At 61.2% G+C, this 13816-nt stretch carries 12 protein-coding genes; 9 read left to right on the plus strand and 3 right to left on the minus strand.

Annotated features, from left to right (window positions below):
- Positions 1-35: 35 nt before the first annotated feature.
- From FGA82_RS10875 to fabF, 3 genes are all read left to right on the plus strand, one after another.
- Positions 36-371, plus strand: coding sequence for a ComEA family DNA-binding protein (locus FGA82_RS10875; RefSeq protein WP_141127087.1), 336 nt, complete (start codon positions 36-38; stop codon positions 369-371).
- A gap of 217 nt (positions 372-588) precedes the next feature.
- Positions 589-1392: an SDR family NAD(P)-dependent oxidoreductase gene (locus FGA82_RS10880; RefSeq protein ID WP_141127088.1), complete on the plus strand. Its 804-nt coding sequence runs from the start codon at positions 589-591 to the stop codon at positions 1390-1392.
- Between the two features lie 22 nt (positions 1393-1414).
- Positions 1415-2689 (plus strand): beta-ketoacyl-ACP synthase II, encoded by a 1275-nt coding sequence (gene fabF, locus FGA82_RS10885; protein WP_141127089.1) that lies wholly within the window; start codon positions 1415-1417, stop codon positions 2687-2689.
- Here fabF and FGA82_RS10890 read toward each other — a convergent pair.
- From FGA82_RS10890 to eat, 3 genes are all read right to left on the minus strand, one after another.
- Complete coding sequence (locus tag FGA82_RS10890) at positions 2686-3240, minus strand: TetR/AcrR family transcriptional regulator (protein WP_141127090.1); 555 nt, start codon at positions 3238-3240, stop codon at positions 2686-2688. The genes fabF and FGA82_RS10890 overlap by 4 nt on opposite strands.
- A 137-nt stretch (positions 3241-3377) precedes the next feature.
- Positions 3378-3545: a DUF2897 family protein gene (locus FGA82_RS10895; RefSeq protein WP_007908505.1), complete on the minus strand. Its 168-nt coding sequence runs from the start codon at positions 3543-3545 to the stop codon at positions 3378-3380.
- A gap of 129 nt (positions 3546-3674) precedes the next feature.
- The gene (gene eat, locus FGA82_RS10900) at positions 3675-5039 is read right to left on the minus strand and encodes an ethanolamine permease (RefSeq protein ID WP_007908507.1); all 1365 of its coding nucleotides are present in this window, start codon (positions 5037-5039) and stop codon (positions 3675-3677) included.
- 399 nt (positions 5040-5438) lie between these two features.
- On the opposite strand from eat, the gene kdpF reads away from it, so the two are divergent.
- From kdpF to FGA82_RS10930, 6 genes are all read left to right on the plus strand, one after another.
- Positions 5439-5528, plus strand: a complete 90-nt coding sequence (gene kdpF / locus FGA82_RS10905) for a K(+)-transporting ATPase subunit F (RefSeq protein ID WP_007899818.1) — start codon at positions 5439-5441, stop codon at positions 5526-5528.
- Between the two features lie 8 nt (positions 5529-5536).
- A complete protein-coding gene (kdpA, locus tag FGA82_RS10910) occupies positions 5537-7231 on the plus strand; it encodes a potassium-transporting ATPase subunit KdpA (RefSeq protein ID WP_141127091.1) in 1695 nt (564 codons plus the stop codon).
- Between the two features lie 10 nt (positions 7232-7241).
- A complete protein-coding gene (gene kdpB, locus FGA82_RS10915) occupies positions 7242-9299 on the plus strand; it encodes a potassium-transporting ATPase subunit KdpB (protein WP_141127092.1) in 2058 nt (685 codons plus the stop codon).
- Positions 9300-9644: 345 nt separating this feature from the next.
- On the plus strand, positions 9645-10190 hold the full coding sequence (gene kdpC, locus FGA82_RS10920) for a potassium-transporting ATPase subunit KdpC (protein ID WP_141127093.1): 546 nt from the start codon (positions 9645-9647) through the stop codon (positions 10188-10190).
- A 130-nt stretch (positions 10191-10320) separates the two neighbouring features.
- Entirely contained in the window at positions 10321-12972 is a 2652-nt protein-coding gene (locus FGA82_RS10925) for a sensor histidine kinase (protein ID WP_141127094.1), read from the plus strand.
- A gap of 48 nt (positions 12973-13020) precedes the next feature.
- Complete coding sequence (locus FGA82_RS10930) at positions 13021-13719, plus strand: response regulator (protein WP_141127095.1); 699 nt, start codon at positions 13021-13023, stop codon at positions 13717-13719.
- Positions 13720-13816 lie beyond the last annotated feature (97 nt).

The raw sequence follows: 13816 nt of genomic DNA on the forward strand, positions 1-13816 counted from the left end.
AAGCTGCTTTCTCAAACGATGATGGAGCGTCACTAATGCGTACCGGTTACTTCTATTCTCTGATCTTTGCTTTCCTCACCAGCGCCTCGATCGCCGCTATTGCCGCACCTGTTGCGCCAGCGGAGTCGCCTAAAGCGCCTTTGGTCATGGATACAGCGGCACCTGCACAAAGCGCAAAAGTCGATCCCAATGATGCCGACGCGGCGACGCTGCAAAAGGAACTGGCTGGAGTGGGTGAGGCCAAGGCGAAAGCGATTGTTGCCTATCGTGAAACAAACGGGCCGTTTTCATCAGTAGATGAGTTGCTGGAAGTGAAGGGGATTGGCAAAGCGATCCTGGATCGCAATCGCGACAAGCTGGAAGTCAACTAAGCTTACTGTTCAACGCCAAGGGGGCCGGTCTTAGACCGGCCTTTTTCATTTGGCGCAGTGCTTGGCTGCGGGTGGGAGTGGAGAGGGCAGCCGTCGGACGATTTAAAATTACGGATATCATATTGCCTTTAGATTATGCCTATAATAATTTGCCGGGGCGTCGAGCCGACACGTCTCATCGGCAACTTCCTTCATCAAGCATTTCAGGAGCATTCTCATGAATTCCGCACACTCCCAAGGTACTGCTCTCGTTACCGGCGCATCGTCCGGTATCGGTGCGGTTTACGCTCAGCGCCTGGCGGCGCGTGGCTTTGATCTGCTGCTGGTTGCCCGTGACAAGGATCGTCTGGAAAGCGCTGCGAGCCAGTTGCGTGATGCCCATGGCGTTCAGGTTGAAGTGCTCAAGGCCGATCTGACGCAGAAGGATGACGTGCTCAAACTCGAACAACGCCTGCGCAGCGATTCCAGCATCAGCTTGCTGGTCAATAACGCCGGTGTGGCGGCGGACGGATTGCTGGCCAACGCCGATATGGACCAGTTGGAGCGGTTGATCCAGCTGAACATCACTGCCGTCACGCGCCTGGCATCGGCGGCCGCCGCCAGTTTCGCCAAGGCCGGTCGTGGCACGATCATCAATATCGCCTCGGTGGTGGCGTTGTTTCCGGAACGCTTCAACGCCACCTACAGCGCTAGCAAAGCTTATGTACTGAGCCTGACCCAGTCGCTGAACACTGAACTCGAAGGCACCGGCGTGCAGATCCAGGCCGTGCTGCCGGGTGTGACCCGCACCGAAATCTGGGAGCGCTCCGGTATCGATGCCAGTGGCATTCCGGCAGAAATGGTCATGGACGCGGGCGAGATGGTCGATGCGGCGCTGGCCGGTCTGGATCAGGGCGAGTTGATCACCATTCCTTCGCTGCCTGACGCAAGCGAATGGCACGCCTTTGTTGCGGCTCGCCATGTCATGGCGCCGAACCTTTCTCGCAGTGTCGCAGCCCAACGCTACAAGTCCGGCAATTGAATTGATCAGAGGTCACCACGGTATGGATTCGCGTCGAATAGTCGTCACGGGCATGGGCCTGGTTTCACCCTTGGGCAGCGATCTTGAAGTCGTATGGCAGCGTTTGCTGGCCGGGCGTTCTGGTTTGCGTAACTTGCCTGAGGCAACGGTCGCTGATTTGCCCACGCGAGTCGGCGGCGCGGTGCCGACACTGGAAGAGGACGCTGAAGCAGGTTTCGATCCGGATCGCGCCACGCCGCCCAAGGAGCAGAAGAAGATGGACCGCTTCATTCTGTTCGCCATGGAGGCTGCCCGACAGGCGCTGGAGCAGGCTGACTGGCATCCGTCGGAGAGCAAAAGCCAGGAACGTACCGCAACGATCATCGGCTCAGGTGTCGGTGGTTTCGGTGCGATTGCCGACGCCGTTCGCACCACCGACAGTCGTGGCCCTCGGCGTCTGTCACCGTTCACCATTCCCTCTTTTCTGGTCAATCTCGCGGCAGGGCACGTGTCCATTCAACACGGCCTCAAGGGACCTTTGGGGGCGCCGGTGACGGCGTGCGCTGCGGGTGTTCAAGCGATTGGCGACGCGGCACGATTGATCCGCGCCGGTGAAGCGGATATTGCCGTGTGCGGCGGGGCAGAAGCGGCAATCGATCGAGTCAGCCTGGCCGGTTTCGCGGCGGCGCGAGCACTGTCCAGTGGCTACAACGACACCCCGCAACGCGCGTCGCGGCCGTTCGACAGCGGTCGCGACGGTTTCGTGATGGGCGAGGGCGCGGGGCTGCTGGTGATCGAATCTCTGGAACATGCTCTGGCCCGGGGTGCGAAGCCGTTGGCGGAACTGGTCGGATATGGCACGAGTGCCGACGCGTATCACCTGACGGCCGGGCCGGAAGATGGCAGTGGTGCGCGGCGGGCGATGACGCTGGCACTCGCGCAGGCGGGTATCGAGCCGGATCAGGTGCAGCACCTCAATGCCCACGCGACCTCGACCCCGGTGGGCGACCTCGGCGAGTTGGCGGCGATCAAAGCGTTGTTCGGCACACAAAATAAAATCGCCGTGACCTCGACCAAGTCCGCCACTGGGCATTTGCTAGGCGCTGCCGGTGGGCTTGAAGCGATCTTCACGCTGCTGGCAATTCGTGATCAGGTGGTGCCGCCGACGCTGAATTTCGACAATCCCGATCCTGCGAGCGAAGGCGTGGACATTGTCCACGGCCAGGCTCGGCCCATGTCGATCGAATATGCGTTGTCCAACGGTTTCGGGTTTGGCGGGGTCAATGCCAGCGTGCTGTTCAAGCGCTGGCAGGCTTAGTCGCGGTTCTTGAGGTGATCGCGGGTGACATCGAGGATGCGTTGCGCAAACTCGGCATCCGCGACGCTGCGTGACAGCAGCAGCGCGCCGACCAGTGTCGACATGATGACGATGGCACGATCTGCGCTGTTCTCGCCTTCGAGGCTGTTTTCGATCTGCTCCAGTCGTGCGTTGAGGACCACGTCGCTGGTGGGGCTTGGTTGTCCACGCAGACCCAGTTCGGAAGAAATGGTCGGCAAAGGACAGCCTTCATGCGGTGACGTTTGGTGCCATTGCGACAGGTAGGTCTCGATAAAGACATCGAGTGGATGGTCCTGTGAAAAGATCTCAGCACACAAGCCGTCGACCTGGTCACCGGCCTCCTGCAAGGCCTTCTCGACCAACTCGTCCTTGGATTTGAAATGTGAGTAGAAACCGCCATGGGTCAGACCCAGCGCTTTCATCAGGGGTTGCAGACCCGTAGCGCCGATGCCGTCCTTGCGAAAGCGTGCCGAAGCCTCCTTGATGATGCGCTGATGGGTCTGGGCTTTATGGTCCTGCGAGTAACGCATCTGGAACTCTCCGCAACAATGTCCCCATCTTAACCAAGGAAAATTAAATGGTGACTGTACTTCTACTTCTTAAAAGCTTGCAGATAGGTCCAATCGCTATAAAAAGCGCAAACCCCGCCGATCAGGCGGGGTTGTGTTCAGCGATCTTGTGCGTCTTTGGCATCCGCTTCGGCATTGCGTTGGGCAACGCGTCGGCGTTCTTCATCGGTCAGATCGACCTTGTTGGCGGTGTCGCGCAACATCATTAATCCACCGACGATCGAGCCGATTGCAACCACCAGAATCAACCAGGCATACCAGGGCATAACGGCTCTCCTTAATGGCAGGTCGACGGGCGAGGATTTCGCCGTGCGACGCTGCATACCACGTTTGAGCGAAGTGACTTCGCAGTGGTTCCATTCTAGGCCGCTTGCACCCGGTTCACCCGAAATCCCTCAATTGCCCGTCAGCATCGCATCGGCCGGTGCGTTGGCGCGCAGTTGCCCGGTCAGCAGGAAGTAACCGAAACCGACTGCCATGAAACCGAGGAAGATCAACCCGATCAGCGCGTTGAACCACGCCATCGCCACCAGACAAACCACCGCCAGCACCAATGCAATCAGGGGAATCAATGGATAGCACGGCGCGCGGAAAGTGCGTTCCAGATTCGGTTCCGACTTACGCAGTTTGAACAGGCTGAGCATGCTCATGATGTACATCACGATGGCGCCGAACACGGCCATGGTGATCATCGCCGCGGTGAGCGTCATGCCGCCGAGGTTGATCAGCCCGTCGCTGTAAATCGCGGCAATGCCGATGATGCCGCCGACAATGATTGCGCGATGCGGTGTCTGGAAACGCGAAAGTTTCGCCAGCGAGGCAGGCAGGTAACCGGCGCGCGCCAGAGCGAAAAACTGACGCGAGTAGCCGAGGATGATCCCGTGGAAACTGGCGACCAGACCGAACAGGCCAATCCACACCAGCATGTGCAACCAGCCCGAGTTGTCGCCGACCACGGTTTTCATCGCTTGCGGTAGCGGGTCGTTGATGTTAGCCAGGGTGCGCCAGTCGCCGACACCGCCGGCAAAGAACATCACACCCATCGCCAGCAACACCAGAGTCAGGATGCCGCTGATGTAGGCCTTGGGAATCGTGCGCTTCGGATCCTTGGCTTCTTCGGCGGCCATCGCCGCGCCTTCAATGGCGAGGAAGAACCAGATCGCAAACGGAATGGCCGCGAACATCCCGGCAATTGCCGGTGCGCCAAACACATCCGACCCCGCCCAGCCATTAAGGGCGAAGTTGCTGAAGCTGAACGCCGGCGCGACGACGCCCATGAACACCAACAGTTCGGCAACGGCCAGCACGCAAACAATCAGCTCGAACGTGGCCGCCAGTTTCACCCCAAGAATGTTCAGGCCCATGAACACGATGTAGGCGCCGACCGCTGCGTGTTTCGGATCGAGTGCCGGAAACTGCACATTGAGGTAAGCGCCAATGGCCAGGGCAATGGCCGGTGGTGCGAAGACGAATTCGATCAACGTCGCCAGGCCTGCAATCAATCCACCTTTTTCACCAAAGGCTCGACGGCTGTAGGCAAACGGCCCGCCTGCGTGAGGAATCGCGGTGGTCAGTTCGGTAAAACTGAAGATAAAGCAGGTGTACATGGTCGCGACCATGAACGATGTCACCAGGAAACCCAGTGTTCCGGCCACGCCCCAGCCGTAACTCCAGCCGAAGTATTCCCCGGAAATCACCAGCCCGACGGCGATACCCCACAGATGCAAGGTGCCCAGCGTGGGTTTGAGTTGTGTGTTCATGCGCTTGCTCCCTGAACGGTTTGGAAAGCTCGGGGGAGGGCGTTTGCAGTGGGCGTGCCATTGCGCTGAAACAAGTCGTAAAGAGTTGAAAGCTGTCGTATCGGGGATGTTCGCGGTGGGATGAGCGTTTTTTGTGCGCCAGTTGGGTGCGATGTTGCTCGTTATGCCGTCTTCGCGAGCAAGCTCGCTCCCACAATTTGCAATGCATTCCCCTGTGGGAGCGAGCTTGCTCGCGAAGGCGCCAGCCCAAACACCACAAAGCCCAGCTGTAACGCCCGCATAAACCCACTCTTTACGCTTTCTTTATGCCCCGCAGCACCCCTCGCTCTCGTTCCTTTACAGCCTCCTTTCCGACAATGCCTGCACACACGGCAATACGCCGTAACACGGAGATCTTCCATGAGCGTTCTGGACGGGGTGTCACTGCTGTTGGCAGTGGGGCTGTTCATTTATCTGTTGGTTGCGCTGTTGCGCGCGGATCGGAACTAGGAGCGGCTATGCACAGTTATGACTATTGGCTGATCCTCGCGTTTTTTGCGGTGGTCTTGCTGCCGGCGCCGTTCCTCGGGCGCTTCTACTACAAGGTGATGGAAGGTCAGCGCACTTGGCTGACGCCAGTTCTCGGCCCGGTTGAGCGCGGTTGCTATCGCATCGCCGGGGTCGACCCGCAGGCTGAACAGAGCTGGCAGAAATACACGCTGGCGCTGCTGGCTTTCAACCTCGCCGGTTTCCTGCTGTTGTTCGCGATTCTGTTGTTTCAGGATCACTTGCCACTGAACCCGCAAAATCTGCCGGGCCAGGAATGGACCCAGGCGTTCAACACTGCGGTCAGTTTCATGACCAATACCAACTGGCAGTCCTACAGCGGTGAAGCGACCCTCAGCTACCTGAGCCAGATGGTCGGCCTCACCGTGCAGAACTTTGTCAGCGCCGCCACCGGCCTCGCCGTGCTGGTTGCGCTGTGCCGTGGCATCGGCCGCAAATCGACGAAAACCCTCGGCAACTTCTGGGTCGACATGACCCGCGCCACCCTCTACGGCCTGCTGCCACTGTGCCTGTTGCTGGCGCTGTATCTGGTCTGGCAGGGCGTGCCGCAGACCTTCGCGCAGTATGTGAACGCGGTGACGATGCAGGGTGTCGATCAAGTGATCCCGCTCGGCCCGGCCGCCAGTCAGATTGCGATCAAGCAGCTGGGCACCAACGGTGGCGGTTTCTTCGGCGTCAATTCGGCGCATCCGTTCGAGAACCCGACCGCGTGGAGCAACTTGTTCGAAGTCGCTTCGATCATTCTGATCCCGGTGGCACTGGTGTTCACTTTCGGCCACTACGTCAAAGACCTGCGTCAGAGCCGCGCGATCATCGCCTGCATGCTGGCGCTGTTCCTGATCGGCGGCGCGACCTCGCTGTGGGCTGAATACCAACCGAACCCGACGCTGAACAACGCTGCGGTTGAACAGACCGCGCCGCTGGAAGGCAAGGAAGCGCGCTTCGGCACCACCGCCACGGTGCTGTGGTCGGTGACGACGACGGCGGCCTCGAACGGTTCGGTCAACGCCATGCACGACAGCCTCAACCCGCTCAGCGGCATGGTCGCGCTGGTCAACATGATGGTTGGCGAAGTGATCTTCGGCGGCGTCGGTGCCGGGCTCTACGGCATGTTGCTCAACGTGCTGATCGCGGTGTTCCTTGCCGGTCTGATGATTGGTCGAACCCCGGAATACCTCGGCAAGAAACTGCAAGCGCGGGAAGTGCAGTTGCTGGTGGTGACCCTGCTGGTCATGCCGGTTGGCGTGCTGGTGCTCGGTGCGATTGCCGCCGCGGTTCCCAGTGCTGCGGCGACCATCAGTAACCCCGGCCCGCACGGTTTCAGCCAGTTGCTTTATGCCTACACCTCGGCGAGCGCCAACAACGGCTCGGCGTTCGGTGGCCTGAGTGCGAACACGCCGTTCCACAACTTGATGCTCGGTCTGGGTATGTTGATCGGTCGCTTCGGTTACATCCTTCCGGTACTGGCCTTGGCCGGCAGCCTGGCGATGAAGAAAACCGCACCGATCGGCCAGAACAGCTTTCCGACTCATGGCCCGCTGTTCGTGACCCTGTTGACCGTGACCATTTTGCTGGTGGGCGGCCTGACCTTTCTGCCGACTCTGGCGCTCGGCCCGATTGCCGAACACCTGAGCATGGGCTTCTGAGGACTGAATGATGAATATGCCCGCAATCAAACCCGCTGCCGTCAAGGCGCCGGAACAAGCGAAAACCGCAATCTCGGCCCTCTGGCGTCCGGCGCTGCTGCAAGCTTTCGTCAAGCTAGACCCTCGGCAGCTGAAGCGTTCGCCAGTGATGCTGGTGGTCGAACTGACGGCGATTTTCACCACCGTGCTGTGCTTCATTCCCGACGCCGACGTGCCGACCTTCGTCGCCGCGCAAATTGCATTGTGGCTGTGGTTCACCGTGCTGTTCGCCAACTTCGCCGAAGCCTTGGCCGAAGGTCGCGGCAAGGCGCGCGCCGACAGCCTCAAGGCGGGCAGCGAAGGCTTGAGCGCGCGACGCAAACTGGCCAACAGCAGCTTTCAAGTGGTGCCGGCGGCGAGCCTGCGCAAGGGTGATGTGGTGCGCGTCGAAGCGGGGGAGATGATCCCTGGTGACGGCGAAGTCATCGAAGGCATCGCGGCGGTCAACGAAGCGGCGATCACCGGTGAATCGGCGCCGGTGATTCGTGAATCCGGTGGCGATCGTTCGGCCGTCACCGGCAACACCCGTCTGGTCTCCGACTGGTTGTTGGTGAAAATCACCGTCAATCCCGGTGAGTCGACTCTGGATCGCATGATCGCGCTGGTCGAAGGCGCCAAACGCCAGAAGACCCCGAACGAAGTCGCGCTGGATATTCTGTTGATCGGTCTGACCCTGATCTTCCTGTTGGTAGTCGTGACCCTGCAACCGTTCGCCCATTTCGCCAACGGCAGCCTGCCGCTGGTGTTTCTCGTGGCGCTGCTGGTCACGCTGATTCCGACCACCATTGGCGGTTTGCTTTCGGCAATTGGTATTGCCGGCATGGATCGTCTGGTGCGTCTGAACGTGATCGCCAAATCCGGTCGCGCCGTGGAAGCGGCGGGTGACGTGCATGTGCTGTTGCTCGACAAGACTGGCACCATCACTTTCGGTAACCGTCGCTGCAGTGCGGTATATGCCGCGCCAGGTGTGACGGGGCGCGAGCTGGCTGAAGGCGCGCTGTTCGCTTCGCTGGCCGACGAAACCGCTGAAGGCAAATCCATTGTTGAATACCTGCGCGGTCTGCACCCGCAACCTGAGCCGGCGCTGGAAACCTTGACCGCTGTGCCGTTCAGCGCTGAAACCCGTTTGTCCGGCGTCGACTATCAGGGCCGTGTCTACCGCAAAGGTGCAGTGGATTCGCTGCTGAGTTTCCTTGGCCAGAAACGCTCGGACCTGGCCCCGGCGCTGTCGCGGGAAATCGACAAGATCGCGCAGAGCGGCGGTACGCCATTGCTGGTCTGCGCCGACGGTAAATTGCTCGGCGCGATCCATCTCAAGGACGTGGTCAAACCGGGCATTCGCGAGCGTTTCGCCGAACTGCGCAAACTGGGGATCCGTACCGTGATGGTCACCGGTGATAACCCGCTGACCGCTGCCGCCATTGCCGCTGAAGCAGGGGTCGATGACGTTCTCGCCGAGGCCACCCCGGAGAAAAAACTCGCGCGCATTCGTCATGAGCAGAACGACGGTCGTCTGGTTGCGATGTGCGGCGACGGTGCCAACGACGCGCCGGCGCTGGCCCAGGCTGACGTCGGCATGGCAATGAACGACGGCACACAAGCGGCGCGCGAAGCGGCGAACATGGTCGATCTCGACAGCGACCCGACCAAGCTGCTCGACGTGGTACAGATCGGCAAGGAATTGCTGGTGACCCGTGGCGCGCTGACGACCTTTTCCATTGCCAACGACGTGGCCAAATACTTCGCGATCCTGCCGGCGCTGTTCGCCTCGATTTATCCGCAACTGGGCGTGCTGAACATCATGCAGTTGACCAGTCCGCAGAGCGCGATTCTCTCGGCCATCGTCTTCAACGCCTTGATCATCGTTGTCCTGATTCCGCTGGCGCTGCGTGGTGTGCGCGTGCAGGCGGCGAGTGCGGCGGCGTTGTTGCGACGCAATCTGTTGATCTATGGATTGGGCGGGATTCTGGTGCCGTTTGTGGGGATCAAGGCGATCGACATGCTGCTCACGGCGCTGCATCTGGTGTGAGGCTGACATCGCAGCCCCTCACCCTAACCCTCTCCCAGAGGGAGAGGGGACTGACCGAGTGGTTAATCAGAGGTACATCGACCTGAAATACCGAGCCGAACTCAGGTTTTGAAAAGCACCGAGATCGGGCCCCCTTTCCCCTCGCCCCATCGGGGGAGAGGGACTGATTGAGGTGTTTGCGAGAGCTGCGTCGACTTGAGATACCGAGCCGAACACAGGTTTTGAACTGCACAAAGATCGGCTCCCTTTCCCCCTCGCCCCCTTGGGGGAGAGGGCTGGGGTGAGGGGGAAAAGATCCCCCTGACACCCCACCAAAGTTTGCCCAACGAATTCGAGGATTTTGCAATGTCCACAATGATACGTCCCGCCCTCAGCCTGCTGGTGCTGATGACCCTGGTCACTGGCGTCGCCTATCCACTGGTGGTAACCGGTGTCGCGCAAGTCGCATTCCCTGCTCAAGCCAACGGCAGCCTGGTGCACGACGCCGACGGCAAAGTCCGTGGCTCGTCACTGATCGCCCAGGATTTTGTCGGCGATGCCTGGTTCCATCCACGTCCCTCCGCCGGTGCGTTTGCTACGGTTTCCAGCAGCGCAAGCAACCTGGCCCCGAGCAATCCGGCACTCGCCACGCGGGTGATCGACGATGCCAATAAATTGCAGGTGCCCGGCCAGGGTCCGGTGCCACTGGCCTTGCTGACCACCTCCGGCAGCGGCCTCGATCCACACTTGCCACCGGCAGCAATTGCCTATCAACTGGCGCGTGTTGCGGCGGCGCGAAACCTGCCGGTATCGACCTTGCAGCAACTGCTCGATGCGCATATCGAACAGCCGCTGGTAGGGCCTCCGGTGGTGAATGTGCTTGAGCTGAACATGGCACTGGAAAAATTGTAGTTTTGTGGTGCTGCCATTCGCGAGCAAGCTCGCTCCCACAGGAGGACGCGTTCCAAATGTGGGAGCGAGCTTGCTCGCGAAGGGGCCATAACGGACACCGACTCAACATCAGGAAGAGAGAACTCCCAGCATGAGCGACTCCGGCCGCGCCGACGCGCTGTTAGCAGACCTGCCCCGTGACGGCCGTGGCCGCCTGAAGGTTTTCCTTGGCGCCGCCCCCGGTGTCGGCAAGACTTACGCCATGCTCCAGGCCGCCCACACGCAACTTCGTCAGGGCGTGAAAGTCCTCGCCGGGGTGGTCGAAACCCACGGTCGCGCCGAAACCGAAGCGTTGCTCGGCGGCTTGCCGCAGCAACCGCTGGTGCGCTCGGAATACCGTGGCGTGATGCTCGAAGAAATGGACCTCGACGGCATTCTCGCGGCCAGGCCGAAGCTTGTGCTGGTCGATGAACTGGCCCACAGCAATGCGCCCGGCAGCCGCCACGCCAAACGCTGGCAAGACATTCAGGAACTGCTCGCCGCCGGCATCGACGTGTTCACCACGGTCAACGTCCAGCACCTGGAAAGCCTCAATGATCAGGTGCGCGGCATCACCGGTGTGCAAGTGCGCGAAACCCTGCCGGACTGGGTGCTGCAAGAAGCCTACGAATTGCTGCTGATCGACCTGCCGCCGCGCGAATTGCTCGAGCGTTTACGCGAAGGCAAGGTCTACGTACCGGAGCAGGCGCGCGCGGCGATCGATGCGTTTTTCACCCAGACCAACCTCACCGCATTGCGCGAACTGGCGATGCAAACAGCTGCTGCGCAGGTCGATAACGATCTCGCCCAAGGCTATCGCCAACTCGGTCAGGCCGCCCCGGCAGTGCGCGGGCGATTGCTGGTCGGCGTCGATGGCGACCAACAGGCCGAACGCCTTGTGCGCCATGCCAGTCGCGTTGCCCAGCGCCTGCACTTGCCGTGGAGTCTGGTGCACGTCGACAACGGTACCGTGCGCGACGAGCAATCACGCCTACGTCTGCAAAGCGCTCAGCAATTGGCCGAACGCCTGGGCGGCGAGGTGGTTTTACTGCGTGCCGGTGAAGTGGCGAAAACCTTGATCCAGCATGCCGCCGAGCGCCGCGCGAGCCTGGTATTAGTCGGTCAATCCCGACCGCGTCTGCGCCGTCGTTTGTTCGGTGGCGGTCTCGCGGCGCGTTTGTTACGTCAGGCCCACGGACTGGAAATCAACGTCCTCGACAGCGATCAGCAACAGCATCAACCGCGCCCGCGCCACGCGCTGACACTGGTGTGGTTCGACTATGCGCTGGCGCTAGTTGCCACGGTGTTGGCCAGTGCGCTGGCGTGGGCGGTGTCGAGTGTGTTGCCGCTGCCGAATATCTCGCTGGTGTTCCTCGCGGCAGTGTTGCTGGTGGCGGTGCGCAGCAGTCTCGGCCCGGCGCTGGCCTGTGCCGCGTTGTCGTTTCTGACCTATGACTTTCTGTTCATTCCGCCGAATTTCTCTTTCAGCATTCAGCGCGAAGAAGACGTGCTGACCTTGTTGTTTTTCCTGCTGATGGCGGCGCTCACCGGTAATCTCGCGGCGCGTCAGCGTCGGCAATTGCAGGCCTTGCGCGACACCCAGGAAGAGACCAGCGAACTGCTCGACCTGTCGCGCAAACTCACCGCCGCGACCGACCGCCAAGCCGTGGTCAGTGCCGCCGCGCAACATCTCAACGGCTGGAGCGATCTGCAACTGTGCCTGCTCAATCGCGACGGCCAGGGCGGCTGGAAAGTCGAGACCGGCGGGCCGTTGCAATTCACCGAAGCCGAACGCGCCGCCGCCGATTGGGCATGGCAACACGATCAACCGGCGGGCATGGGCACCGGCACGTTGCCGTTCGGGCGTTGGTGGTGGTGGCCGTTGTCGGTCGAGGATGGGCCGCTGGCGCTGCTCGGCGTGTGTGCCAAAGAGGGCCAGACCTTGAGCGGCCAGCGCCGGCGTTTGCTGACCGCGTTGAGCCAGCCGCTGGCGCAAGCACTGGCCCGCGCGCAACTGGCGGACGATCTGGAAGCCGCGCGCCTGCACGGTGAAACCGAACAACTGCGCAGTGCCTTGCTGGCCTCCGTGTCCCATGACTTGCGCACGCCGCTGACCGCCATGCGCGGCAGCATCGACAGCCTCTTGGCTCTCGGCGAAGCGATCCCGCTGGAGGATCGTCGTGAACTGCTCGAAGGCACTCGCGATGAAGCCGAACGCCTCGACCGCTACATCCAGAATCTGCTCGACATGACGCGCCTCGGCCACGGCGCGCTGAAGCTGGCACGGGACTGGGTGTCGCCGGCCGACATCATCGGCAGTTCGCTCAACCGCCTGCGCGCGGTGCTCGCGCCGTTGCAGGTCAGCACCGATGTGCCGGCGGAGTTACCGCTGTTGTTCGTGCATGCCGCGCTGATCGAGCAGGCGCTGGTCAACGTGATGGAAAACGCAGCGCGTTTTTCACCCGTTCACGGTCGCTTGCAACTCAGTGCAGGAGCGAATGACGAGGAGATTTTCTTCTCGGTCAGCGACGAAGGACCAGGAATTCCCGAGGATGAACGGGCGAAGATTTTCGACATGTTCTACACCGCTGCCCGCGGTGATCGCGGCGGCCAGGGCACCGGCCTCGGCCTGGCGATCTGTCAGGGCATGGTCGGTGCGCACGGCGGTCGCATCAGCGTCGCCGACGGCATCGACGGACGCGGCACCTGCATCACCTTGCACTTGCCGTTGCAGACGCAACCGGGGATGGACGATGAAGGCTGAGTCCGACTGCGCTACTCTCTTGCCACTCTTTTGTGTTGATGTGAATTCATGAGCCAGACCGCGACCATTTTGGTCATCGACGACGAGCCGCAGATCCGCAAGTTCCTGCGCATCAGCCTCGCTTCCCAAGGCTACAAAGTGCTCGAGGCCGGCACCGGTGCGGAAGGGTTGGCGCAAGCCGCGCTGAACAAGCCGGACTTGCTGGTGCTCGACCTCGGCTTGCCGGATATGGACGGCCAGCAAGTGCTGCGCGAGTTTCGCGAATGGGCCACGGCCCCGGTATTGGTGTTGTCGGTACGTGCCAGCGAAGGGCAGAAAGTCCAGGCGCTGGATAGCGGCGCCAATGACTACGTGACCAAGCCGTTCGGCATTCAGGAGTTTCTGGCGCGGGTGCGGGCGTTGTTGCGTCAGGCGCCGGCAGGGGAAGCGCAACAGGCGGCGCTGAGCTTTGGCCCGTTGACGGTCGATCTGGCCTATCGGCGGGTGCTGCTCGAGGGCGTCGAGGTGGCGCTGACCCGTAAGGAGTACGCAGTGCTGGCGCAACTGGCGCGGCATCCGGGGCGGGTGATTACCCAGCAGCAATTGCTCAAGGATATCTGGGGGCCGACCCACACCGAGGACAGTCACTATCTGCGGATTGTGGTGGGGCATTTGCGCCAGAAGCTGGCGGATGATCCGACGCGGCCGCGGTTTATCGTCACTGAAGCCGGGGTTGGCTATCGACTGTTGAGCGAGAACGGCCTGTAGTTTTGTATTGGCCGATCTGGCGCTTTCGCGAGCAAGCTCGCTCCCACAGGGGAGTGCATTCCAAATGTGGGAGCGAGCTTGCTCGCGAAGAGGCCCT

The sequence above is a fragment of the Pseudomonas fluorescens genome (assembly GCF_005938625.1).
Classification (GTDB): Bacteria; Pseudomonadota; Gammaproteobacteria; order Pseudomonadales; family Pseudomonadaceae; genus Aquipseudomonas; species Aquipseudomonas fluorescens_BD.

Excerpts from the sequence above, each read along its gene's own strand:
- FGA82_RS10925 (WP_141127094.1), top strand. The coding sequence starts at position 10,321 with ATGAGCGACTCCGGCCGCGCCGACGCGCTGTTAGCAGACCTGCCCCGT.
- eat (WP_007908507.1), bottom strand. The coding sequence starts at position 5,039 with ATGAACACACAACTCAAACCCACGCTGGGCACCTTGCATCTGTGGGGT.
- FGA82_RS10880 (WP_141127088.1), top strand. The coding sequence starts at position 589 with ATGAATTCCGCACACTCCCAAGGTACTGCTCTCGTTACCGGCGCATCG.
- fabF (WP_141127089.1), top strand. The coding sequence starts at position 1,415 with ATGGATTCGCGTCGAATAGTCGTCACGGGCATGGGCCTGGTTTCACCC.
- FGA82_RS10895 (WP_007908505.1), bottom strand. The coding sequence starts at position 3,545 with ATGCCCTGGTATGCCTGGTTGATTCTGGTGGTTGCAATCGGCTCGATC.
- kdpC (WP_141127093.1), top strand. The coding sequence starts at position 9,645 with ATGTCCACAATGATACGTCCCGCCCTCAGCCTGCTGGTGCTGATGACC.
- FGA82_RS10875 (WP_141127087.1), top strand. The coding sequence starts at position 36 with ATGCGTACCGGTTACTTCTATTCTCTGATCTTTGCTTTCCTCACCAGC.
- FGA82_RS10890 (WP_141127090.1), bottom strand. The coding sequence starts at position 3,240 with ATGCGTTACTCGCAGGACCATAAAGCCCAGACCCATCAGCGCATCATC.
- kdpA (WP_141127091.1), top strand. The coding sequence starts at position 5,537 with ATGCACAGTTATGACTATTGGCTGATCCTCGCGTTTTTTGCGGTGGTC.
- kdpF (WP_007899818.1), top strand. The coding sequence starts at position 5,439 with ATGAGCGTTCTGGACGGGGTGTCACTGCTGTTGGCAGTGGGGCTGTTC.
- kdpB (WP_141127092.1), top strand. The coding sequence starts at position 7,242 with ATGAATATGCCCGCAATCAAACCCGCTGCCGTCAAGGCGCCGGAACAA.
- FGA82_RS10930 (WP_141127095.1), top strand. The coding sequence starts at position 13,021 with ATGAGCCAGACCGCGACCATTTTGGTCATCGACGACGAGCCGCAGATC.